Source organism: Actinomyces sp. MRS3W (genome assembly GCF_032465695.1).
Classification (GTDB): domain Bacteria; phylum Actinomycetota; class Actinomycetes; order Actinomycetales; family Actinomycetaceae; genus Actinomyces.
Genome location: NZ_JAWDJJ010000236.1, coordinates 22,527 through 45,923 on the forward strand (window position 1 = coordinate 22,527; position 23,397 = coordinate 45,923).

Annotated in this window: 21 protein-coding genes and 1 pseudogene; 9 read left to right on the forward strand and 13 right to left on the reverse strand. The window is 67.7% G+C overall.

The window, feature by feature from the left end; all coding sequences use genetic code 11:
• The first annotated feature begins 70 nt into the window (after positions 1 to 70).
• The 4 genes from RWX45_RS09030 to RWX45_RS09045 all read left to right on the forward strand — a co-directional run bounded on the left by RWX45_RS09030 (position 71) and on the right by RWX45_RS09045 (position 3,094).
• Positions 71 to 715: a MerR family transcriptional regulator gene (locus tag RWX45_RS09030; protein WP_316023414.1), complete on the forward strand. Its 645-nt coding sequence runs from the start codon at positions 71 to 73 to the stop codon at positions 713 to 715.
• A gap of 52 nt (positions 716 to 767) precedes the next feature.
• Positions 768 to 1,253: a bifunctional nuclease gene (locus tag RWX45_RS09035; protein WP_316023395.1), complete on the forward strand. Its 486-nt coding sequence runs from the start codon at positions 768 to 770 to the stop codon at positions 1,251 to 1,253.
• 350 nt (positions 1,254 to 1,603) lie between these two features.
• Positions 1,604 to 2,122, forward strand: coding sequence for a MerR family transcriptional regulator (locus tag RWX45_RS09040; protein WP_316023415.1), 519 nt, complete (start codon positions 1,604 to 1,606; stop codon positions 2,120 to 2,122).
• Between the two features lie 3 nt (positions 2,123 to 2,125).
• The gene (locus RWX45_RS09045) at positions 2,126 to 3,094 is read left to right on the forward strand and encodes an aldo/keto reductase (protein WP_410050704.1); all 969 of its coding nucleotides are present in this window, start codon (positions 2,126 to 2,128) and stop codon (positions 3,092 to 3,094) included.
• A 31-nt stretch (positions 3,095 to 3,125) separates the two neighbouring features.
• Here RWX45_RS09045 and RWX45_RS09050 read toward each other — a convergent pair whose 3' ends face one another.
• Positions 3,126 to 4,721: an Hsp70 family protein gene (locus tag RWX45_RS09050; RefSeq protein ID WP_316023396.1), complete on the reverse strand. Its 1,596-nt coding sequence runs from the start codon at positions 4,719 to 4,721 to the stop codon at positions 3,126 to 3,128.
• Between the two features lie 262 nt (positions 4,722 to 4,983).
• On the opposite strand from RWX45_RS09050, the gene RWX45_RS09055 reads away from it, so the two are divergent.
• The 4 genes from RWX45_RS09055 to RWX45_RS09070 all read left to right on the forward strand — a co-directional run bounded on the left by RWX45_RS09055 (position 4,984) and on the right by RWX45_RS09070 (position 10,237).
• Positions 4,984 to 6,210 carry an anion permease gene (locus RWX45_RS09055; RefSeq protein ID WP_316023397.1) on the forward strand — a complete coding sequence of 409 codons (1,227 nt, stop codon included), beginning with the start codon at positions 4,984 to 4,986 and terminating at the stop codon, positions 6,208 to 6,210.
• Positions 6,207 to 6,443 carry a hypothetical protein gene (locus tag RWX45_RS09060; protein ID WP_316023398.1) on the forward strand — a complete coding sequence of 79 codons (237 nt, stop codon included), beginning with the start codon at positions 6,207 to 6,209 and terminating at the stop codon, positions 6,441 to 6,443. The genes RWX45_RS09055 and RWX45_RS09060 overlap by 4 nt, the downstream gene beginning before the upstream one ends.
• Positions 6,444 to 6,534: 91 nt before the next feature.
• Positions 6,535 to 8,064 (forward strand): glycoside hydrolase family 32 protein, encoded by a 1,530-nt coding sequence (locus RWX45_RS09065; protein WP_316023417.1) that lies wholly within the window; start codon positions 6,535 to 6,537, stop codon positions 8,062 to 8,064.
• Between the two features lie 154 nt (positions 8,065 to 8,218).
• Complete coding sequence (locus RWX45_RS09070; RefSeq protein ID WP_316023418.1) at positions 8,219 to 10,237, forward strand: sucrose-specific PTS transporter subunit IIBC; 2,019 nt, start codon at positions 8,219 to 8,221, stop codon at positions 10,235 to 10,237.
• A 62-nt stretch (positions 10,238 to 10,299) separates the two neighbouring features.
• Here RWX45_RS09070 and RWX45_RS09075 read toward each other — a convergent pair whose 3' ends face one another.
• From RWX45_RS09075 to RWX45_RS09095, 5 genes are all read right to left on the reverse strand, one after another.
• On the reverse strand, positions 10,300 to 11,304 hold the full coding sequence (locus RWX45_RS09075) for a LacI family DNA-binding transcriptional regulator (protein WP_316023399.1): 1,005 nt from the start codon (positions 11,302 to 11,304) through the stop codon (positions 10,300 to 10,302).
• A 172-nt stretch (positions 11,305 to 11,476) separates the two neighbouring features.
• Positions 11,477 to 12,196 (reverse strand): ABC transporter ATP-binding protein, encoded by a 720-nt coding sequence (locus RWX45_RS09080; protein ID WP_316023400.1) that lies wholly within the window; start codon positions 12,194 to 12,196, stop codon positions 11,477 to 11,479.
• Positions 12,193 to 13,194, reverse strand: a complete 1,002-nt coding sequence (locus tag RWX45_RS09085; RefSeq protein ID WP_316023401.1) for an ABC transporter permease — start codon at positions 13,192 to 13,194, stop codon at positions 12,193 to 12,195. The genes RWX45_RS09080 and RWX45_RS09085 overlap by 4 nt, the downstream gene beginning before the upstream one ends.
• A gap of 371 nt (positions 13,195 to 13,565) precedes the next feature.
• A complete protein-coding gene (locus RWX45_RS09090; protein ID WP_316023402.1) occupies positions 13,566 to 13,760 on the reverse strand; it encodes a helix-turn-helix domain-containing protein in 195 nt (64 codons plus the stop codon).
• Positions 13,761 to 13,926: 166 nt separating this feature from the next.
• A complete protein-coding gene (locus RWX45_RS09095; RefSeq protein ID WP_316023403.1) occupies positions 13,927 to 15,051 on the reverse strand; it encodes an ATP-dependent 6-phosphofructokinase in 1,125 nt (374 codons plus the stop codon).
• 121 nt (positions 15,052 to 15,172) lie between these two features.
• On the opposite strand from RWX45_RS09095, the gene RWX45_RS09100 reads away from it, so the two are divergent.
• Entirely contained in the window at positions 15,173 to 15,526 is a 354-nt protein-coding gene (locus RWX45_RS09100) for an RNA polymerase-binding protein RbpA (RefSeq protein WP_316023404.1), read from the forward strand.
• Here RWX45_RS09100 and RWX45_RS09105 read toward each other — a convergent pair.
• The 7 genes and pseudogenes from RWX45_RS09105 to RWX45_RS09135 form a co-directional block, all read right to left on the reverse strand.
• Positions 15,508 to 16,317, reverse strand: a complete 810-nt coding sequence (locus tag RWX45_RS09105) for a polyprenol monophosphomannose synthase (protein WP_316023419.1) — start codon at positions 16,315 to 16,317, stop codon at positions 15,508 to 15,510. The genes RWX45_RS09100 and RWX45_RS09105 overlap by 19 nt on opposite strands.
• A gap of 23 nt (positions 16,318 to 16,340) precedes the next feature.
• Positions 16,341 to 17,939: an apolipoprotein N-acyltransferase gene (gene lnt, locus RWX45_RS09110; RefSeq protein WP_316023405.1), complete on the reverse strand. Its 1,599-nt coding sequence runs from the start codon at positions 17,937 to 17,939 to the stop codon at positions 16,341 to 16,343.
• Positions 17,936 to 20,788 (reverse strand): DEAD/DEAH box helicase, encoded by a 2,853-nt coding sequence (locus tag RWX45_RS09115; protein ID WP_316023406.1) that lies wholly within the window; start codon positions 20,786 to 20,788, stop codon positions 17,936 to 17,938. The genes lnt and RWX45_RS09115 overlap by 4 nt, the downstream gene beginning before the upstream one ends.
• Positions 20,785 to 21,570, reverse strand: coding sequence for a twin-arginine translocase subunit TatC (gene tatC / locus RWX45_RS09120; RefSeq protein ID WP_410050705.1), 786 nt, complete (start codon positions 21,568 to 21,570; stop codon positions 20,785 to 20,787). The genes RWX45_RS09115 and tatC overlap by 4 nt, the downstream gene beginning before the upstream one ends.
• Positions 21,571 to 21,750: 180 nt before the next feature.
• The gene (gene tatA / locus RWX45_RS09125) at positions 21,751 to 22,056 is read right to left on the reverse strand and encodes a Sec-independent protein translocase subunit TatA (RefSeq protein ID WP_316023408.1); all 306 of its coding nucleotides are present in this window, start codon (positions 22,054 to 22,056) and stop codon (positions 21,751 to 21,753) included.
• 107 nt (positions 22,057 to 22,163) lie between these two features.
• Entirely contained in the window at positions 22,164 to 23,120 is a 957-nt protein-coding gene (locus tag RWX45_RS09130) for a WYL domain-containing protein (protein WP_316023409.1), read from the reverse strand.
• A 3-nt stretch (positions 23,121 to 23,123) separates the two neighbouring features.
• Positions 23,124 to 23,397, reverse strand: a pseudogene (locus RWX45_RS09135) (WYL domain-containing protein); the annotation flags it as partial.

Sequence of the window (23,397 nt, forward strand, 5' to 3'; positions counted from 1 at the left end):
CGCCGCGGGTGACGCGGCGCAAGAAAACGACCCCGGCCCATGGCCCCGGGGCGTGTCTCGGCAGCCCGCCATGAAGATCGGCGAGGTTGTCGATCGTCTCAAGGCCGAGTTCCCCGCATTGTCGGTTTCCAAGGTCCGCTATCTCGAGGCGGAGGGCCTCATCGCCCCGCACCGCGTTGGTAACGGCTACCGCCGCTATTCCACGGCAGATGTCGAGCGGCTGCGCTATGCGCTCACGGCTCAGCGCGACGAGTACCTGCCCCTGTCCGTCATTCGGGAGCGGCTGCTCGAGCTGGACGGCACCGCAGACGCCCCACCACCCGCGGTGGCACGGGTCGTCGCTTCGGGCGGGCGCACGGTGAGCGGGGCGCTCAACGCCGAGGACCTGGTACACCATTCAGGGGCATCACTGGAGCAGGTCGAGGAACTTGTGGCCATCGGCGTCATTGCCCCGGACGCCCACGGGCGCTTCGATACGCGCGCACTCGCGACGGTTTCACTGGCACTCCAGGCCGGAAGGTTGGGCATCCCGCTGCGTAATTTGCGGGCGGTGCGCAGCGCCGCCGAACGCGAGGCGGATGCGATTGACCTGGCGACCCAACACAAGCGCAATCGCTCAACGACGGCGGGGGAGGACGCGGCCGCGGAACTGGCCGGGGTCCTGGCCGATCTGCACTCCAACCTGCTGCATCGCGCGGTTGAGGCGCTGCGCTGACTGGTTCTCCATTCGCGGGACACAGCCACCGTCCCACCCTTAGATTAAGGGCGTGCGGACCATGTCGCTCATGGGAGTCCGTTCGACGACTCCAGACTCAGGCCTGGTTGCCGTCCTCATGGAGGAGGGGGGCCCGGGCATGCTCGCCGTCCCCGTCGGCGCTCGCGACGGGCTCCTGCTCAGCACCCCCGAATGGTCTCGTCGGCCCACGTGGGCGCCTTTCCTTGCCGCGTGCGTCGATGCCTTCGGATCAAGCGTGTTGCGGGTTGTGCTTGACGTGGACGACGACGGCGGTCTGTGCTGCACCGCCGTGCTCGACGCCGATACGCCCACCCTGTCCACCTCCGTGCCGTGCACTCCCAGCGACGGGTTGATCCTGGCCAGCGCCCTGTCCGTCCCCCTGCTCGCCACGGGCGCGTTGCTGCGCTTGCGCGGCATCGACCTGGGTGAGGAAGAGCTGCAACACCGTCTGCAGCAGTGGCGCAGGGCGCTGGACGACGCAGCCGCGGAGGACGCCGCCTCCGCTCCGGGTTCCTGAGGCCGTGAGATGGAGCGCGCCGGGACCGCGACACGCGGTACGGCTGTGGCTCGTGTGAATATTGATGTGTACTGCATCACAGCTGGGCTCGGTGTCGAGTCGCGTAATCCGCGTGATGGCGCCGGGGGTTCGGGGTGGGCCCGCTTCGGCATCAACCTCAACCTGAACTCAAACCTGTTTCCTCGGCGTGCCTGTCATTGAGTGAATCCACGGCGGGTTCTATCGTGGGGTCGTGGCCGGGAGGACCGGCCGCGCGTGCCTCCCACGCACGCCCCGATCTCGACAGGAGCCGGCAAGTGAGCGCTAACGAAGCGAGTCTTCACGCCCCCGCATCTCAGCACATGCAGGGGATGCTCTTTGGCGACCCGCTCCCGCACCTGGATGTCAACACCGGTTACCGCGGGCCCGTCGCCTGCCGCGCCGCCGGCATCACCTACCGACAGCTGGACTACTGGGCCCGTACCGGCCTGGTGGAGCCCTCCATTCGGGGCGCCAAGGGGTCCGGCTCGCAGCGCCTGTACGCCTTCCGTGACATCTTGCTGCTCAAAATTGTCAAGCGCCTGCTCGACACCGGCGTCTCCCTGCAGCAGATCCGGGTCGCCATCAACGCCCTCCATGAACGCGGCGTCGAGGACCTCACCTCCATCACGCTCATGAGCGACGGCGCCTCGGTCTATGAATGCACCAGCGCGGACGAGGTCGTCGACCTGGTGCAGGGCGGGCAGGGCGTATTTGGCATTGCGGTCGGCCGTGTCTGGCATGAGATCGAGGGCTCACTCGCCGAGCTGCCGGTTGAGCACGCGGCCGACGCCCCCGTGGTTGAAGACGAGCTCGCCAAGCGCCGCGCGGCCCGGCAGCAGGCGGTCTGAGCCATGGCGGCGATGCGCACACTCGGACGCTCGGAACTGTCGGTCAGCCCCATCGGTCTGGGCGGCAATGTCTTCGGTTGGACAGCTGACGAGGCCACGTCCCACCGCATCATGGACGCCTACATCGACGGCGGCGGCAACCTCATCGACACCGCAGACGGCTACTCTCACTGGGCCGAGGGGCACACGGGCGGCGAATCCGAAAGCGTCATTGGCTCCTGGCTGCGACACCGCAAGCGGCGCGACGACGTCGTCATCGCCACCAAGGTGTCCACCAAGCCGGGCCGGGAGGGTCTGGGCGTGGACAATATCCACGCGGCCATCGACGAGTCGCTGGCGCGTCTGGGCACCGACCACGTTGACCTGTACTACGCCCACTTCGACGATCCGGATACGCCGCTGGAGGAGACCGTAGCGGCCTTCGAGGATGTGCGCCGCGCCGGCAAGACACGCTATGTCGCGCTGTCCAACTACACGCCCGACCGGGTTGAGGAATGGTGCGCCATCGCCGCCGCGAACGACTTCGCGCCACCCGTGGCCCTCCAGCCCCACTACAACCTCGTCCACCGCCAGGACGTTGAGGGGCCCGGCAATCGGGGAGAGGTTGCGGCCACCCACGGCTTGGGACTCGTGCCCTACTTCTCGCTCGCCTCCGGATTCCTCACCGGCAAGTACCGTCCCGATACGGTGTCGGCCGCCGCGCCCGCCGCCTCCGCGCGCGGGGGCTGGGTGGAGGACTATCTGCGTCCGGAGTGCTTCGCCGTCGTGGACGTGTTGCGCGAGATCGCAGACGCACACGCAGTGGCTCCGGCCGCGGTGGCCTTGGCCTGGTTGCGTGAGCGGCCGGGCGTGGTCGCGCCCCTGGCTTCAGCGCGTACGCTGGACCAGCTGGGCCCGATCCTGGACGCCCTGGACCTGGCCCTCTCCGCGGAGGAGTCCGCGGCCCTGACGCGCGCCTCGGACCTGGTCTGACCCGGGCGCGCCCCGGACGCTTGACCGGGTTTCAGCTGGTTCTGCGCCCGAGTACGTAGGTGCGTGCGTAGCCGTCCGACAGATCCGTCAACGTGACCCGGATGAGCCCGGCACCGTCGATCTCATAGCGCTCCTCCACCTCAGGGCCGTTGCCGAGACGCTGTACGGGTACCGCCTTGAGCTCCTCGACCTCCCGCAGGGAACGGTCGAAGGGGAACAGGACATCTTCGTAAGGCGCCAGCTCGCCGCGGGGCTCGCCGGAGTCGTCGACACCCGCGCACTCCACGAACCGATAGCGCCCGATGTTGTGCACGGCGGGGTAGCGGCGGGTGATGATCGTCCCGCGTGCGCCGTCGGCGCGTTCCTGAATCGACTCTTCGCTGAGGATGGGGTCGAACACGGTGCGGGTGCCGCCTTCGGCTTCACGGAAGACGCCGAAGCCGCGAGAGAGCCGGTCGGTGAGAGCCACCGTGGCCGTGCGGTCGGCGGCGATGGCCAAACCGATTGCGGTGGAGGCGCCGGGGTAGGGGGAGCGGTGCACGCGCCGACCGAAGCGCTCCCGCAGCAGGCGGGGGACGAGCGGAAAGGCCGAGGCGCCCCCCACCAGGTAGATGCCGGCAATGTCGGTGAGATCCGGACCGCCGTCGTCGAGCCGGCCGATGAGGGGTGCCATGGTGTCGAGACTGCGCTGGATGAGCGGGGTCGCCGCGGTGTAGAAGTCGGCCGCCTGAATGACCAGGTCGTGCCCGCGCACGGTGATGAGCAACCGACGCGTCTGCGGTGCCATGGACTCCTTGGCGTCGCGGCAGTCATCGAGGAGGTCGTCGATTTGCGCTGCCGTCAGCTCCTCCTCCGCCACGCCGGCCGCCGCGAGCGCGGTCTGGGCCAGCAGAAGGTCGAGGTCGTCGCCGCCGAGGTCGCTGGCGCCGCGCGAGGCGAGCACCTCATGGGACTGGCCGCGTACGTCCACAAGCGAGGTATCGAAGGTGCCGCCGCCCAGGTCGTAGACCAGCACCCGGGTGCGCCGGGAGGAGACGGTCTGGGATTTGCGATGCGTGTACTCGAATCCCGCCGCGCTGGGCTCATTGAGCATGGCGGTGACGTGGAAGCCGGCCTCGCGGAACGCGTCCAGCGTGATGAGCCGTTGGGCGCCGTAGGCGTGCGCTGGCACGGCGACGACGATATTGGCGTCCTCGTCGGCCGGGTCGGCACCCTCCAGGGCGCCGGAGCGGAGCAACTGCTCGCGTACCGTCGTGAGGTAACTGACCAATAGCTCGGAGACGGTGAAGGTGCGCTCGCCCAGCACAACCGGTGTCTGGGCAGTCACCGTCGGTGAGGCCAGTACTCGCTTGAGACTGCGCAGCAGGGGAGCGCCGCGGCGGGCGGCGGCGCGTGCCGCAAAGCCGTGCACCAGCCCGTCGGCGGTCAGCGCGGTCAGGGAAGGGAAGAACTCATGGGCGTCGCCGTCGGTGTCCGTGAAGGTGACGACGGGGTAATTGCCCCGGTCCGCACGGGCCACGACGGTGCGTGTCGTGCCCAGGTCGATGCCGAGGTCGAGAGGCGCGGATGCTGTGCGCCGACGGGTGCGGGACTGCCGCGTACTGCTGCTACCACTTCGGGCTGCCATGGCCCTGACCCTATCGCTCAAGCCGGGCCGACGCCCCCTGGGCGAGCGGGGCGTCGGTGAGGCGTCGGCCTCTTCCTGGGGCAGGACGTCGCCGCCGCCACACCCCGAGTGAACAGTTGGTGAATTCCCGCTCGCAGGGCTTCGGCGGCTCGCCTCCAGCGGGTAAGAATGACAGCAGGCCGCGTTCCTGCGGCCCGGACCTGTGCAGTGCGGGGAAGTCTCCCGGCGCGATCGCAGGACCGCCCACCCGACCGGGAATGGCATGAGTACAACCCTTTTCATCGTGGTCGTGGTCGTCGTCACGGCGCTCGTCTTCGACTTCACCAACGGATTCCACGATTCGTCAAACGCCATGGCGACGTCTGTGGCCACGGGCGCTTTCACCCCGCGGCGCGCCGTGCTCATCGCGGCCGTCCTCAACGTCGTCGGCGCCACCCTGTCCACCGAAGTCGCCCGGACGATCTCCCATGGCATGTTTGATGACGCGCTTATTCAGGCGGCCCCCGCCATGGTGTTCGCCGGCCTGGCCGGTGCCATCCTGTGGAACCTCGCCACCTGGCTGCTCGGCCTGCCCTCCTCGTCATCGCACGCCCTGTTCGGCGGACTGATCGGCGCTGTTGTCGTCGCCGCCGGATTCCAAGGCGTGCACTGGGGCACCGTCATCTCCAAGATCATCCTGCCGGCGTTCATCGCCCCGTGCGTGGCCGGCCTGGCCTCAGCCATCGGCACCTGGATCACCTATCGGATCTCCAACCCGGACGACAAGTTCAGTCAGAAGATCTTCCGCCACGGACAGCGCATCTCCGCCTCCATGGTGGCCCTGGCCCACGGAACCTCCGACGGCCAGAAGACCATGGGGGTTATCACCCTGGTGCTCATTGCGGCCGGTTACCAGGAGCCGGGAAGCGCCCCCTACTGGTGGGTTGTGGCTGCCGCCGGCATGGCCATCGGCCTGGGCACCTACTCCGGCGGCTGGCGCATTATGCGCACCATGGGCAAGGGGCTGGTCCACATTGATCCGCCACAGGGCTTCGCCGCAGAGACCACCTCGACGGTCGCCATCCTCGCTTCCTCCCACCTCGGTTTCGCCTTGTCCACCACGCATATCTGCACCGGCTCGATCCTCGGCACCGGCGTCGGCCGCGGGTCCAAAGTTTCCTGGGGCACCTTCGGCAAGATGGGCGCCGCCTGGCTCATCACCCTGCCCAGCGCGGGCGTCGTCGGTGCGGTGACGTCCTTCATCGCCGTCAAAGGCGGAGTCATCGGCACGCTCGTCGTCATTGCCATGCTGCTGCTGAGCGCCCTGCTCATCATCCGGCAGGCCAACCACAACAAGGTCGACTTCTCCAATGTCAATGACGCCGACAAGGTGGTCGTCGCCAAGCAAACCGACCCGGCGCTCGGCCGCGCTCCCAAGACCCTGGAGCAGGTCAAGCGCGAACTGGTGGGCGCCGGCTCTGGCGACCGCGGAACAGGAGCTCTCGTATGAGTATCGACTGGTCCTCCCTCGCCCTGGTCACCCTCGTGACAGTTGTTGGTACGGCCTTCATTCTGGCCGTCGTCTCGGCGGCAGCGCGCATGCTCGACGCGGTTCACATCAAACGGCAGGCAGGAGAAGTCAATGGCTTGCATGCGGCCGAGGTGGCCGCGGGCTTCTTCCTTGCCTGTGCCGTGGGCATCGTCCTGTTCGGCCTGTGGCTGCTGATTCCGTACTTCCACTGACTGGGCCCCGGGACTTCCCATTCCATTCAGAGCCTGTCACTCGGCAACGGCTGTTAAGGTCACCCGCATGAGTGAGGACATGAATTTGGGGATGAGCGAGGATCTGAGGGCGGCCGCCCAGGATGCCGTCGCCAGCTCACGGGCAGCTACCGATCCGGACTATCCCGTGGTGCACCTGGCGGCACCGGTCGGTCGGCTCAACGACCCCAACGGTCTGCTTGTTGACTCGGGCACCTACCACGCCTTTTACCAATTCAGCCCGTTCCATCCCCATCGCAAACTGGTCTACTGGGGACACGCCTCCTCCGACGATTTGCTCCACTGGCAGCAGCACGAGCCGGCGATCATCCCCGACTCCTTCTATGATCGCTCCGGCGCGTATTCCGGCGGAGCGCTGGTGCTGGACGGTGACGAGCCCGCGCAGGCCCCCGATAGTGCCGCCTACCAGTTGTTCTACACCGGCAACCTCAAGGATCCGGTCACTGATGCTCGCACCGCCAGCCAGTGCCTGGTCACCAGCCCCGACCTTGAGCACTTCACCAAATGGCCGGCCAACCCGCTGCTGCCCGCTCACCCCGAGGGCTATACGCCCCACTTCCGCGACCCGCAGGTGTGGCGCGATCCCGACGCCCCGGGCAGTTTCCGCATGCTGGTCGGCGCACAGCGTGAAGACCTCACCGGCACCGCCTTGCTGTACCGCTCTACGGACCTGTTGCACTGGCAGCTGGAGGGCGAACTGACCTTCCCGGACGCCGACGGCGCCTTCGACCACTTCGGATACATGTGGGAGTGCCCGGGCCTGGTGCGGCTGACCGACGAGCTCACCGGGCATGTACGGGACGTGCTCATCTGGTGCCCGCAGGGCATCACCCCCGACGCCGAGGGGTACGAGAACATCTTCCCCTGCGTCTACACGGTCGGCCGACTGGAAGGCACCGAGCTGCGCGAATGCGACGGCACCTTCGCCGAGGTCGACCGGGGCTTCGAGTTCTACGCCCCTCAGGTCTTTGCCCGCCGCCCCAGCCAGCCGGGCCCGGCCATCATGGTCGGCTGGGCCGGTAATGCCGCTGAGGACGATCAACCCTCGATTGAAACCGGCGGCTGGGTACATGCCTTCACCGCTCCCCGGGTACTCACGCTGCGCGGTGGCCGCCTCCTGCAACGGCCGGCCGTGGAGCTGCCCCATGACGCCCCCGCCTTGGGCATCGTGGGGGAGTGGCTGGATTCCGCAACCCGCATAGCGGAACTGGACGGCAAACGCTCCTGGCACATGCGTCTGGAAACCGCACAGGCACAGGAACGCTGGGGCGTGCGCATCGGCGACGACGCCGATTACATCACCGTCGAGCTGGTGCCCGACGCCGACGCAACGCGCCTGGTCGTCGATCGTTCGCACTCGCGCTACACCCAGCACGGCCAGGTGCGCACGGTCACCCTGCTGTCGGGAACCGTGCCGCGATTGGAGATCCTGCACGATCGCTCCATCACCGAGGTATTCGTGGGCGACGGCGACATTGCCTTTACCCTGCGCAGTTTCGTCTCCCCGCAGGCTAGCGGCGCCGTCGTCTTTGCTGCCAGCCCGTTCCGACTGGCGTCTGGGTGCGCGATTGCCTACGACTGAGACGGTTGCGCAACCCGTAGGTGAACGGTAGTCTGACCAACGTTTGACACAGGTCTAGGCGGCAGGGGCGAGCGGTTGACCCCGACGCACCGGAACCTTCCGTCGAGCTCAACGCAGAGTCATCAGTTCCCACAGAAAGGAAGCCCGGGTGGCAATGGATCACGCCCGCGTGGCGCAAGACGTCCTGACCTACGTCGGTGGCGCCGATAACATCAACGCGGCAGCACACTGTGCGACTCGTTTGCGCCTCGTCCTCAACGACATGGACAAGGTGGACCAGAAGGCGCTGGACAAGGACCCCGATCTCAAGGGCACCTTCGTAGCCGGCGGCATGTTCCAGATCATCGTTGGTCCCGGAGACGTCGACCTCGTGTTCGATGAGATGGTCAAGACCGGCGGTGTCAAGGAAGTCTCCAAGGACGAGGCGAAGCAGGAAGCTGCCAAGAGCGGCAATATCTTCTCCCGCTTCATCAAGATGATCGCGGACATCTTCGTCCCGATCCTGCCCGCCCTCATCGCCGGCGGCCTCATGATGGCGATCAACAATGTGCTCACCGCCGAGGGGTTGTTCGGGGACCAGGCCCTCGTGAAGCGCTTCATCTGGCTGGACGATTACGCCCAGCTCATCAATATGATTTCCTCGGCGGCCTTCGCGTTCCTGCCGGTGCTGGTCGGCTACTCGGCCACCAAGCGCTTCGGCGGCAACGTCTATCTCGGTGCCGCCATGGGCGCCGCCATGGTCTCCACCTCGCTGCTGAGCGCCTACAACATGGCCGATGAGGCCGCTGCCCAGGCCTTCTGGGACTACATGGGCACCAGCGACACCTGGAGCCTGTTCGGTCTGACCGTGGATAAGATCGGCTACCAGGCCATGGTCATCCCGGTGCTGTGCGTGGCCTGGATCTTGTCGACCATCGAGAAGTGGCTGCACAAGCGCCTGTCCGGTACCGCGGACTTCCTGCTCACGCCGCTCATCACCATGCTGGTCACCGGGTTCCTCACCTTCGTCCTGGTCGGCCCGATCACCCGCCAGCTGTCCCTCTGGATCACCGAGGGTCTGGACTGGACCTACAACACCCTGGGCCCCATCGGCGGTTTCCTCTTCGGCCTGGTCTACTCGCCGATCGTCGTCACCGGCCTGCACCAGTCCTTCCCGGCCGTCGAGATCCCGCTGCTGCCCGTCAACGGCGGCGTCGGTGACTTCATCTTCCCGATCGCCTCCATGGCCAACGTGGCCCAGGGAGCGGTGGCCCTGGCGGTCTTCTTCAACACCCGCGACGCCAAGATGAAGGGTCTTGCCGGTGCCGGTGGTGTGTCCGCCGTCTTCGGCATCACCGAGCCGGCCATCTTCGGTGTCAACCTGCGCCTGCGCTGGCCCTTCTACATCGCTATGGGCGCGGCCGCCATCGGTGGCGCCGGTGTGGCCCTGTTCAACGTGCGCGGCGCGGCGCTGGGCGCGGCCGGATTCGTCGGCTTCGTCTCCATCATCACCAGCAACATCCCCACCTACCTCATGCTCGAGGCCATGACCTTCGTCATCGCCTTCGCGGCGGCGTTCATCTACGGCCGGACCCCGAAGGGCCAGGCATCGTTCGCGGCCGACGACGAGGTGGACGAGGCTGCTCTCGAGGCGGAGGCCACCAAGGCACACGCCGCCACCGTCGAACTGCCCGCCGAGGCCGCCACCGACTTCACCGTCACCGCCCCGATTCAGGGCAAGGCCGTACCGCTGTCCGAAGTGCAGGATCAGACCTTCGCCTCCGGCATGCTTGGCCCCGGCCTGGCTGTGGTTCCGGACTCCGGTCCGGTCGTCTCCCCGGTCGACGGCGAGGTGCTGGTCGCCTTCCCGACCGGCCACGCCTACGGCCTGCGCTCGGCCAGCGGTGTCGAGCTGCTCATCCACGTGGGTATGGACACCGTCGAGCTTGACGGTAAGCACTTCAGCCCGAAGGTATCCGCGGGGGACAAGGTGCTGCGCGGTCAGCCGCTGGTGGACGTCGACTGGGACGGCGTCACGGCGGCGGGCTACCAGACGGTGACCCCGATTGTCGTGTCCAATGCGACCGCCTTCGGTGGCCTGGCCGATGAGCACACCGGCGAGGTCGCCCGCGGCGATGCGCTGTACGCCGTCGTTCCCGCCGAGCAGCCGGCGGAGCAAGGCGCAAGCGCCTGAGCATCAGGCGCGCAACAAGAAGCTGGTGGCCAACCCCAACGGGTTGGCCACCAGCTTTGGTTTCAGGCGGTCGTCCCGACCAGCAGTTCGCCGGGCAGCTCAATAGGCGAGTCCACGGGCGCGGCCTCCTCGCCCTGGGCGGCCGCCTCGATTTGGGCCAGCAGCACGTCCACGGCGGCGGCGGCAATCCCGGCGATGGGCTGGCGTACCGTGGCCAGACCGGGTAGAGCGCGGCGCACCGCGGAGGTCCCATCGAAACCGATGACCTTGAAGTCCTGCGGCACGCGGCGGCCGTGGCGTTCGGCCCAGTCCAGCACCGCGGCCGCGGAGAGGTCATCGGTGGCGAAGACGGCGTCGATGTCGTCGGCCGCGGCGTCGAGGTGAGCATCGATGAGCCGGGCCCGTTCGGCGTCGGGAGTGTGGAAGTCAACGGTGAAGATGAGTGGCTCAATACCGGCGTCGGCCAGGACGGTGCGGTAGCCGGCCTCGCGACGGTTGTGTGTGCCGGTGCGTGAGGTGAGTAGCGCGGGGCGGCGTGCCCCCCGGTCCAGTAGCAACTGGGTGGCCTCTCGCGCCGCCGCTTCGTTGGCACAGCGAATATTCGGGATGGTGGGGGAGAGGTCGCGGTCGACCGTCACCAGCGGCATGCGCACCGTCTGGTATTCCTCGAGGTTCTCGTTGTGGGCACCGGAGATGATGCCGTCCACGCGGTGGGAGATGAGCAGGTCCAAATACTCGCGTTCGCGTTCCGCTCGCCCCATCGAGTTGCACACCAGCATGCGGTAGTGGTGATCGGCCAGTGCGTTCTCGATCTCCGCGGCGAGTTCACCGAAGAATGGGAGGGCGACCGTTGGCACGATGACGCCGATGATCTTGGTCGACTTGCCGTGGAGTGCCCGCGCAACCTGGTTGGGCCGGTAGTTGAGCTGAGTAATGGCCTTGGCGACGCGGTCCTTGGTCGCCTGGCTGAGGTAGCCCCGGTTGTTGAGCACCCGGGAAACCGTGGTCAAGGAGACACCCGCGACTTCAGCGACGTCGGCAAGTGTGGGTTCACGACGTACGGTCAACGGCAACTCCTTTGTGAGACGTGACTGACCTGGGCATATGAGTCGGCCGGGCCGTTTTGCCCGGCTGTCCGACAAATTCCGGACAAGCCTAATCCCCACGAGGCCGGTTTCGTGCATCCGGACGCCAGGCGACCATCTTGGTCACGGTTATGTCATAACATTGTAGAGCATGTTACGGCGACTCGGAGCGCTTCTCGTCGCTGAGCACGCCGTCGCGCATGACCATGACCCGGTCGCAGACCGGCAGAATCCGTTCATCGTGGGTCACCATGACCGTTGCCTTGCCCTGCTCGTGCGTCTGTTGGGCAAGCAGCTGTGCCACGTCGTGGGCTCGGTGAGAGTCCAGTGCGGCCGTGGGCTCATCGGCCAAGATCACGGTGGGGTCGTGGTAGACGGCAACGGCGATCGCGGCGCGCTGCTTCTCACCTCCGGACATCTGGGACGGATAGGCGCGCACACGGTCGCTGATGCCCAGAGTGTCAAGCAGCTCGTCACGATGCTCCGTCGTGGGGGCGCGCTTAAGTACCCGGTCATGCAGGGCGAACTGGTCAGCCAGAGTGAGGAACGGGACCAGGCCCGAGTTCTGGAGCACAAACCCCAGGTACTGCCGGCGCAGCTGGGCCCGCTTCTTCTCGGGCAGCGCGGAGAACGGTTCCCCGCCGATCTCCACGGTGCCCGTCGTGGGCGTGCGCAGTCCGCCCATGACGGTGAGCAGCGTCGACTTGCCCGAGCCGGAGGGCCCCAGGATGCCGACGAGCTCACCGTTGTGGATCTCCAGGTCCGTGGTTCGTAGCGCATGCACGGTCTCCTTGCCCTGGCGGTAGTCGCGAGTCACTTTGGACAGGGTCAGCGCCGCCATCGCTGAAGCATGCCGTTCGGAGTTGTTATTCATGAGATTGCCTCCACAGGATCAATGCGGGCGATGACGCGCACCGAGGCCAGCCCTCCCAAGACCGATACCAGGATGAAGGCGAGGGAGATGGCGGCGTTGAGCCCCGAGGACAGGCGGAACGGAACGGCGTCGGGAAGGATGACCGAGGTCACCAGGGTCAGTACCAGTCCCACGAGGACGCCGACCGCCGCAAGGACCGCGGTCTGGACACCGCCGGAGCGGATGAGGTAGCCGGTGGGGACCCCGCGTGCCCGCAGGATGCCCAGGACTGGCCGCTTTTGGAGGGTGAGCACGTAAAGGAAGATCCCGAGTACCAGTGAGGCCACGAGGATGAGGGAGCCGATCATGAGGGTGAATGTCAGAACCTGCGCGGAGTAGCCGGGCAGCGTCTGAATGAGCTCCTCAGTCGTCAACAGAGCAAGCCCGGTGGCTGGGGCGGTTTCGGCTGCTGCTGAGTCCGCTGTGATGTCGTCGTCAAGCACCATGGCGCTGATCGTGGGGGACGCAGCGGCCGGTCCCTTGTCCTGCAGGGCGCTGGCGTCCATGGTGAGTACTGGGGTGGCTTGGAATGTCGTGTTCCGGGTGAGGCCGGAGACGGTCCACTCATGGTCCGAGCCCAGGAGCCGGATCGTGTCACCGACTCCCAGCCCGTCTGCCTTCAGGCTCTCATCGGCCAGGAGCTCACTCGTCGGATCGGTGATCTTGGAGCCGGACACGATGGTGGGGGAGAGTCGTCCGTCCAAGTCGATTCCGAAGGCGAAGACGTCCACCTTGGACTCATTCTCAGAAGTGAGCTGCGCCACTGCGGGAGTGGAGATGAGGGGAGATGCGCGTGTACCGGCGGCGTCGGCGATCGAGGTGGCGGACGTCACTTGGTCGCTGGTCATTCGCGAGGCCGCGATGTTCTCGTTGGACGCCTCGGTGACTATGACGCTGCCAGAGCTCCAGCCGTCCACAATGGCCCGGTGAGCCGGCCAGGCCGGAGGCAAGAGAGGCAAGGAAGAAGGTGAGGTAGGTGATCAGTGTGATTACCGAGACGACCAGCGCGAAACGGCCGGGCTCATGCTGTATCTCACGCAGAGCAAGAAACACCGAGACTCCTTTGAATCAGCTTCGAATCGGGCGGACCGGGTTCCGGTCCGCCAACGGTCCACAGCTTGCCCTGGCTGGCAGGGCCTCCCATGTGAGTCCCATCCGAGCCGCATTGGAATCAGGGCACAGAACGGAGGAGTGCTCGCTCGTTCCTCATTCGAGGAATGACATAATGTACATTATCGGCTCTTGCGGTGTGTGGGCGGCGGTTCGGTCTAACCGGTCTGTGGCTCGGCCTCAATGCCCTGGCTGGATGCTCCTGGTTTGGAACAGTGCGCTACTTCCCGTAGCGCTTGTGGGTGGCCTGCTTGCTGATTCCGAGTGCGGCACCGATGGCCGTCCAGCTGTGGCCGGCATTGCGTGCGCGACGCACGGCGAGTTCCTCTGCGGCGTCGAGTTGCTTGCGCTCGCGCACAATGCGCCTGAGCTCCTTCAGTGGTGCGTCATCGTCGGCGCTGACTAGAGTCTTCATGGCGTCAATCATAGTTGACCGCTCGTCGTGGTAGCAACCGATCTGTGTGGTGACGCTAGTATCTCCATGTGATGGAGGTCATAATCTGCGCGTGGGTGGACTATAGATAACGCTCCGCTGGCCGGCTTCCCCGCGTGCTTAGCGCCCGCCACAGTCGGTGAACGCTTCAGTCACCCAGGGCGGTGCCGACGGCGCGGGCCGCCTTGATCCACTCGTGGTCGCGCGGCACGTACTTGACCTTGCCGGCCACGTCTTTGAGCGGCACCAGTGCGGTGTCGTGGCCACGGTCGGCAACCATGACGCCGAACTTCCCATCCGCAATGGCGTTCGCTCCGGCCACACCCAGGCGGGTCCCGAGCAGCCGGTCGGCCGCATTCGGGGTGCCGCCGCGCTGGACGTAGCCCAGGATGGACACGCGCGCCTCGAGACCGGTGGCAGCCTCGAGCTGCTCGGCGAGGGTGAAGGTGTTGGCTCGATGTGAGGCCTCCAGCGCCTTGACACCCTTCTTGGCCATGGCCTTGAGCTCGGGGCTGGACGCATCCTTGACGAGCGCCTGCGCGTGGGCCAGCTCTTCGGCATCCGCCTGGCTGAGAGCGCCCTCAGCGACGGCGACGACGGAGAAGTTCGACCCGTGCTTGCGGCGCCGCTCGATCTTCTCGGCGATCGCCTCCACTGAGTAAGGCACCTCGGGCAGCAGGATGACGTCGGCTCCCCCGGCGACCCCTGCCCCCAGCGCCAGCCAGCCAGCGCGGTGGCCCATGATCTCGGTGAGGATGATGCGGTGGTGGGAGTGCGCCGTCGAGTGCAGCCGGTCCACCGCCTCGGTGGCGATTTCCAGAGCGGTGGCGAAGCCGAAGGAGCTGTCCGTGCGCACAATGTCGTTGTCGATGGTCTTGGGCAGGTGCAGCACGTTGACGCCGGCGTCCATGAGGCGGCGGGCGTTCTTGGCGGTGCCTCCCCCGCCCAGGCATACCAGGGCGTCGATCTTGTCCTTCTCAAGGTTGTCCACGATCGTCGGAATCATGTCCCGGACTTCGCCGTCGACCACCATGCGATGCACCTTGTCCCGGCTGGTGCCCAGCATGGTGCCGCCGGTGGTGAGAATGCCGGACAGTGCGGCACCGTCCAGCTCCATGTAGCGGTTCTCGGCGAGCCCACGCATACCGTCGCGGAAACCGATGAGCTTCCAGCCGTGCTCCGAGATTGCCGCCTTGCCGAAGCCGCGGATCGCCGCGTTGAGCCCGGGGGCGTCGCCGCCCGCTGTCAGGATTCCAATGCGCTTGGTTGCCATGGCGCCCAGTATGCCGCAGCCCGGCCCCCGACGCGGCCCGAAAACGGTCCGGGAATGGCTCGGGGCGCGGACGCGTTATGCTCTGCGCAGCTAACGCACACCAACAGGAAAGGGCACGAGCATGGCGGACCGCGCACTGCGAGGCATGACGATCGGCGCGAAGTCGATGGAGTCCGAGGAGGGCGTGGAATTCGCCGAGCGGCAGAACATCACCTACGAGTGCCCGGTCGGCCACGTCACGACCGTGCCCATGTCCATGGAGGCGGAGGTTCCCCAGACCTGGGAGTGCCCGGAGTGCGGGCAGGTCGCGGTGCTCCGCGGTGAGGACGAGCCCGAGTCGGATGAGCCCAAGAAGGCGCCGCGCACCCACTGGGACATGCTGCTGGAGCGCCGCGACATTGAGGAGCTCAAGGTCCTCCTGGATGAGCGGCTGGAGATGCTGCGCTCCGGCGAGATCTACCGCGAACGCTTCTGATCGCGCCGATTGCCCCGAGCCCGCCGCAGCATGTTGCGGGCACCGTCGCGGGCGGATCCGGCTAGCGCGGCCAACTGGCCGCCGCGCTTGGCCAAGCCCCACTTGGTGACCAGAGCCAGCTCCTCGGAGAAGATGCCGCCGGAGAGCTTGGAGCGGCCCGCCTCGCGCTCCCGGAAGGTGATCGGCATTTCCACGATGCGGCCACCCGCATCGGCGACGAGTTTGGTCATATTGACCTGGAAGCCGTAGCCGAGCGCCTCGACCTCACCCAGGTTGAGGCGCCGCAGCGTGCTTGCCCGGTACACCCGGAAGCCCGCAGTCGCGTCCTTGACTCGCAGCCCGAGCCAGGCGTTGATGTACAGGTTGCCGCCGCGTGACAGGGCCACGCGTTTAGCGTCCCAGCCGGAGGTGGCGCCTCCACAGACCCAGCGGGAGCCGATGACGAGGTCGGGCTCGTCGGCCATCTGTGCGCGCTGCAGCAGCAGTGCCAGGTCCTCGGGGCGGTGCGAGCCATCGGCGTCCATTTCGCAGATGAGCTCATAGCCGCTCGCCAGTGCCCAGGAGAATCCGGCCAGGTAGGCGGGGCCGAGCCCGTTCTTCTCACTGCGGTGCAGGACGTGGATATGGTCGTCCGCCTGGGCGCGGGCGTCGGCGAGAGCGCCGGTGCCGTCGGGAGAGTCGTCGTCGACAACGAGCACATGAGCCGCCGGGGCCTCCCGGCGCACGCCGTCCAGCGCCCCGGCGAGGGTTTCGATCTCGTTGTACGTGGGGATGACAACCAGGGCCTTCACAACTCTTCTCCCGTGCGTTGAGCTCATGTGCGGCGGCGTCGACGGGATCGTGCGACGTTTCGTCGACGGCGACGTCGTAGCCGTGCCATACCCGACACCATACCGGCCACTGCCAGCAGGGCAGCCCCCATTTCGAGGGCGCGTCCGGGCAGGGCACCAAGGCGGTCGGCAACGGTGATGGACGTGCGCAGCGGCACGTCGGCAACGAGCGCGGCCTGGGTGTAGGCCTCGGTGCGCTGTTCGACGCCGCCGCGTGGATTGATGATGGCCGTGACACCCACGGTGGAAACCTGCACCAGGGCACGCCCGTGGATGACAGCCTGCACCCGCCCTTGCGCCAGCTGCTGCTCCGCCTCCGAGGAGGTGAGGAAACTGGCGTTGTTGGTGGGGATGACGATGAGCTCGCCACCCTGCTCCACTCCACTGCGCAGAGTGTCGTCGTAGGCGACCTCGAAACAGATTCCCATGGCGAGTAGCACGTCCCGGTCCTGGACGGCGGCATGGACCGGCAGCGTGTACGGGCCGGTTCCCGGGGCCAGGTCGGTGCCAATGCGGTCCACTTGTCGGGTCAGGTGACGCAGCTGGTCGCGCAGCGGCACGTACTCGGCGAAGGGAACCGGGCGGTGCTTGCGGTAGTACTCCCCCGCGCCCTGACCCGGGGTCCACACCACGACGTCGTTGTAGCGCTCACCGTTCGCATAGAGTATGGCGCCGACCAGGATCGGCGCGCCCACGGCCTGGGCCGACGACTCCACCAGGGCCGCCGACGCCGGAGTGGCGCGCGGGTCGAGGTCGGCGGCGTTCTCCGGCCAGATGACGACGTCGAGGGCGCCTGTGCCGACGTCGTCGGCGAGCTGCCGGGTGGCCTCAGCGTGGTTTCCGGTTACCTCCAACGCCCGATTGAAGGCATCCTCGAACTCCTCGGCGACATTGCCCTGCACCGCGCCGACGCGCAGAGTACCGTCCTCGGCGGCGCCGTCCACGGGCAGCAGCATGGGTGCCACGGCGACCACGCCGGCCAGCGCCGCGGCCGCTAGTGCGTTCAACGCGCGGTGCTCGCGCAGGGCCCGGCCCGCCTCGGCCAGACCGGCTCCGGCGCAGGCAACCAGCGCGCTCAGCCCCACCGCTCCCCCGTAGGCCGCGAACGGCAGCATGGGGGCATCGGCCATGGCGAAAGCCAGACGACCGAACGGGAACCCGCCCCAGGGCCAGGACGAGCGCACCTCCTCCACGCCGCACCACAGCACGGTGAAGGCCACGATGCGCGCGAGCACGGTCAAGGTTCCGTGCCGCTGCAGGACGCCTATGCGGCTGGCCAGCGCCCACGCGGCCCCGAATACGGCCAGGTACAACGACTCGACGACGGTCAACGCGGCCCAGCCGATCGGATTGCCCATGGCGACCGCCGTGAAGTGCAGCAGCGGCGTGAACAGGGCGATGCCGAACACGAGGCCGAGTCCCGCCCCGGTCCAGGGGCCCCGATCGCGTAGCACCGAGGCCAGCAGGGCCAACCCCAGTGGGGCCGCCCACCACCAGCCCAGCGGCGGGAAAGCGGCCCATACTCCCAGCCCAGCACACCCCGCGATGAGCACGGACGCTCCCCACCGCTTCCGCATGCTCATACGGAGGACCAACTCACCACTCCCCTATTGACGTCCAGGCAGGATTCGGCGGCGGTTGCCGCCAGCGCCGTGAGGTGAGAGCCCAGGTTCAGGGTGGCGAGCTGGCCGAGCACATCGAGCAGCTGCTTGCACCAGCGCACGAAGTCCCCGGCGGTCAGCTCCGTATCCTCCAGGATGGTCGCCAGTTCTGCGCCGTCGGCCCACGCCCGCACGGCGCCGGCCAGGACGGGTTCGGCGCCGGTAGACGGCTCCACCCGTTCTAGCGCCTCCAGATCATTGATACGCCGGGAGACGGACAGCTCCTGGCGCAGCACCTGCGCCAGACGTGAGCCCGGCGCAATCGGCAGCGTAAGCGACTGCGCCGTCACTCGGGGCTCGTAGACGCACGCCGACACCGCTGCGGCCAACTCGGCTGGACTAAGACCGTCCCACAGTGAGCGACGCAGGCACTCGGCGATGAGCAGGTCGCGTTCGGCATACACGCGCGCCAGCACCCGCCCGGAGGCGGTGACCCGCAGCTCGCGTTCGGGGTGGCCGCGGTCGGCGGGGGCCAGGTATCCGAGTTCGGTGAGCACCCGGCACACGGCGTCGAACTGGCGGGCGATCGTACCGGTGCGCTTATCGACGCGGGAGCGGAGCCGGTCCAGCTCATCGAGTACCCGCACCCACCTGCGGCCGATACGGGCGTGTTCCTCGCGGTGCGGGCAGGCGTGGCACGGGTGGACGCGCAGTTCGTGGCGCAGCTGCTCCACACGGTCAGTGACGTCGTCATCGGCTGCCCGCCTGCGCCGCGTACCGCGCTGGGGCGAGACGTCGAGCGTGCCGGCGCGCAGTGCGTCAATGAGCCGATCCGCCAACCGGTCCCGCTCACGCGGACGGTGGATGTCAACCGTCTCGGCCACCTCCAGGGCACCAACGCGGGTGACGCCCTCCGGTGCGCTCGCGGGGGTGAGGGTGTGGACGCGCTTGTCCTCACCGAGAACCGTCAGCTGCGGGTCTCCGGGGTGGGTCGTGTTCTGGGCGATGACCACGCCGTGCCGATGCCTCCGGCCCGTGCGGTACAGGACCACGTCACCGCGCGCGAGCGAACCGATCGTCCGGCTGGCCTGGCTGCGTCGCGCCGCCCGATTCCCGCGGGATTGGTCGGCCTCGGCGTCGCTGAGGCGGCGGCGCAGGCGGGCGTATTCGCGAAAGTCCCCCAGGTGGCAGGCCATCTGCGCTTCCAGCGCGTCCAGTTGGTGGCGTTTCCGGCGGGCTTGCGCGGCCAACTCCACCACGCCGCGGTCGGCTTGGAACTGGGCGAAGGAGGATTCCAGCACCTCACGGGCGCGTGCCCGCGTCATCCGGCCCAGCAGGTTGACCGCCATGTTGTAGGTGGGGTGGAAGGCCGAGACGAGTGGATAGGTGCGGCGGGAGGCGAGCGAAGAGACGAAGGCGGGCTCGGCGTCGTCGGTGGCCAACACGACCGCGTGTCCCTCCACGTCGATGCCGCGTCTGCCGGCACGGCCGGTCAGCTGGGTGTATTCCCCGGGAGTGAGAGTGACGTGGGCCGAGCCGTTCCACTTGCGCAGTGATTCCAGCACCACCGTGCGCGCCGGCATATTGATGCCCAGCGCAAGAGTCTCGGTGGCGTAGACGACCTTGACGAGGTTGGCAGCGAACAGCTCCTCCACGGTCTCCTTGAACACGGGCAGCAGGCCGGCGTGGTGGGCCGCCACGCCCCGGCTCAGTGCGTCTGCCCAGGTGTGGAAGCCCAGCACGCCCAGGTCGCCGGTGGGGATGTCCGCGGTGCGCCGGTCAATAATCTCCCGGATACGTCGGGCCTCCGCCTCACTGGTGAGGTTGACGCCACGGGTGAGCGCCTCACGCACCGCGTTCTCGCAACCCGCACGGGAGAAGACAAAGACGATGGCAGGCAGCAGGTCGGCGCGCTCGAGCGCCCTGATGACGGCTACGCGGGAGGGCGGACGCAACCGGGCCGTCCGTGCGCCGGCTTCACCGCGCCGCGGCGGGCGGCCTGTCCGTCGGGCGAACCTGCCCCGCGCGGGCGTGCCCGAGTCCTCCCCCGCGGCGGCGCGGCGGGCGTCCCGGACCGCCTTGAGCAGATCGGGGTTGAGCGGCGGCTGGGCGGAGACGGCGGCCTCCTCGGAGGCGGAGCCGGGGGCGACCGGCACCGAGTACAGCGGCAGCAGCCGCCTCCCGACCAGCATATGCTGGGTCAGTGGGACCGGCCGGTGCTCGGAGACGACGACGGCGGTCTCGCCGCGAACCTGTCCCAACCAGTCCCCGAACTCCTCCGCATTGGAAACCGTCGCCGACAGGGAGACGACCTGCACCTCGGGGGCGAGGTGAATGATGACCTCTTCCCACACCGGACCGCGGAACCGATCGGCGAGGTAGTGCACCTCGTCCATGACCACAAAACCCAGCCGATCCAGGTCTCGGGCCCCGGAGTAGAGCATGTTCCGCAGTACCTCGGTGGTCATGACGATGATGTCCGCATGCGGATTGACGGAGGTGTCGCCGGTGAGCAGACCCACCCGGTCGGCTCCGTGCCGCGCCACCAGATCGAGGTATTTCTGATTGGACAGGGCCTTGATCGGCGTCGTGTAGAAGGCCTTGAGCCCACGCGCAAGCGCCAGGTGGACGGCGAATTCGCCGACGACGGTCTTACCCGCCCCGGTGGGGGCTGCCACCAGCACGCCCTCACCGTGCTCGAGCGCCCGGCAGGCGTCATTTTGGAAGTCGTCAAAGGGGAAGTCGTAGGTGGCGGCGAAACAGGCGAGCTCGGTGCGGGATTCCGCTTGACGGCGGCGGGCGGCGGCGTAGCGCTCGGCGGGCGAGCTCATGGGGCCGTCGAAGGCGTTTCGGCCAGGGCGGCGTCCAGAGCCGCATCCTCCTGTGCACGGCGCTTGGCCACGTGTTTATCGTGGCGGATGGAGATGTAGCACGCCAGGAAGTACAGCCCGGTGATGGGGATGGCCATGAAGATCATGGACCAGGGGTCGGGCAGCGGGTTGGCGAAGGCCATGAAGGTGAAGATGCCCACCACCGCCCAGCGCCAGCCCTTGAGCATGGTGCGCCCCTTCATGACCCCGAGTCGGTTGAGGGCGACCATGATCTCGGGCAGCAGGAAGGCCGCTCCGAAGGCCAACACCAGGCGCAGGACGAACGACAGGTAGGTCGAGGCGTCCATAATGCCGGTGGCCGAATCCGTCTTCGGGATGAATCCGGTGAGGATCACCACGGCGTGCGGCATGACCCACATGCCCAGCGCGCAGCCGGCGGCGAATAGCAGCAGGGCCACCACCCCGAACGCCCAGGTGTAGACCTTCTCCTTACGGGTCATGCCGGGACCCACGTAGGCGAAGAACTCGTAGATCCACAGTGGGGAGGACAGCAGCACACCGATCCAGATGGAGATGCGCAGCCGCATGTCGAAGGAGGACAGGATGGTGGAGAAGTTGATGTTGAGTTCCGCGCCGCGGGCCCTGGCGACCTCGACCGGGTGGGTGATGAACTCGAAGGCGGCGTCGTATAGGAAGTAGCCGACAATCGCCATGACGGTGACGCCGATGGCGGAGATGAACAGCCGATTGCGCAGCTCGCGCAGGTGCTCCCCGATGGACATCACCGCTTCGGGATTGTCCTTACGCTTGGAGTGGGGCAGCTTCGGCAAATGCGGCACGTTCTACTCCTCCCGGATGTTGATGGCCCAATACGCCCATGAGACCGAGGCGGCCCGGTCTCGGCGACGCTCAACGATGATGCGCGATGGATGCGCCTGCGGCGGCGCCACAGGCGCTGGGCATCACTGCTGGACGTTGCCGTCCGTGTACTGCTGCGGCTGCTGCGGCGCTGCCTGCTGCTGTGGGGCCGCCTGGCCCGGCTGCGTGGGCTGGGTGTAGTAGGTGCCCTGCTGCGGCTGCTGCGGAATCTGGGCCGGAGGCTGCTGCGCGGCGGTGGGGGCGTCTTCGTCCTCGCGGAGCTCCTTGACCTCCTTCTTGAACACCTTCATGGACTTACCGACACTCCCGGCGATCTCGGGGAGCTTGTTGGCGCCGAAGATGAGAAGGACGAGCACAAGCAGAACGACGATGTGCGTGGGCTTGATCACGACGCAACTCCTTTCGTGGGGCTCGCATACTGGCTGAGCCCGCGTGGTACGTCATGAGTCTAGCGTTTCGGTGTCGTGGACTGCGTACCCCGCGGGGGCGTTCCACCCTAGGCGTATACGGCGGCGTCGCGTGCGAGGGCACGCCGTGCCGCGGCGCCGGCGTCGGCCAGGAGCTCGTCCGGTGCCACCGCCTGCAGATGTGTGCCGGTCGATAACAGCAGCCCCACCAACCAGGCCTGGTCGCGTCCGCGCACCCGCACGCGCGCCGAGCCATCGGCCCTCTCCTCCACCACCTCGCAGGGGATCTGCTCCACCAGCCAGCGTCCGGACGCCTTGAGATCGAGCGTGACCGTCGTCGACGTCGAATCGGATGCGGGAGCATGGCGGCGGCGCGCAGTGCGGTGCGCTGTCGCCGTTTTTTCCAGCAGCGTGGCGGACAGGATGCGGTCAACTCGGAAGGAGCGTTCCGCCCTGGCGCTCAGGCACCACGCCTGCAGCGTGAGATGGGTTCCGTCACTGCGCAGCTCCAGCGGATCAACGTCGCGTTCGGAACGGGTATCGGTGGCGGACACATAGACGAGGTGCAGGCGGCGGTGTTGTGCCAACGCCTGGCGAACGGTGCGCAGCACGTCGGAGTGCGTAGCGTCAGCTGGCGGGTCCGGGGCCGGGGTCGCCCCCAGTGCCTGCTGCAGCGCGTGGCGCGCCTCGTGCAGCGGGGCCGCGGCCTCGGGATCCTCGGCGAGGACGTCGCCGAGCACGCCCAGCGACAGCAGCAGGGCGACCGCCTCGCGGTGTGACAGGCGTACCGGACGATCCAGTCCCAGTGGCTCGGTCAGGCTGAGCCGCCCGGCTTCAAAGGCGGCCGCGGAGAAGTCCACGAGGTCGTCCGGCATGCCGCCGGGCAGGCCGGACACCCACAGGGTGGCGACGTCCTCGCGGATGGTCTCGGGGCTCACCCGGAAGTGCGCGGCCGCCTCCTCGAAAGTGGCGCCGTCGTGATCCGCCACCCAGGCGGGCAGCGCGAGGAGCCGCACGAGGCGGTCGGTGGAGCTGGGGCGAGCCATGTCTTATTCCTCCTCCGCCGCGGCGGCCAGGGCGGCGACCGCGCGCAGATGTGCCACCACGTCCGCGTGCAGCACGTGCGGCTCCAGCACGACGACGGCGTCGCCCAGGGCGGCAAGCGCCCCGGCGAAGGCGAAACGGTCGGTGTAGGCCACGCGGATGACGTCCCAATCGGCGGGTAGTCGCAGTGACGCCGGAGCGGGTCCGGTCTCCAGGGCGCGCGAGCGCAGCTGGAGCGCCCGCCCGGGGGCCACGGCGATGGCAGCGCGGGACGGCTCG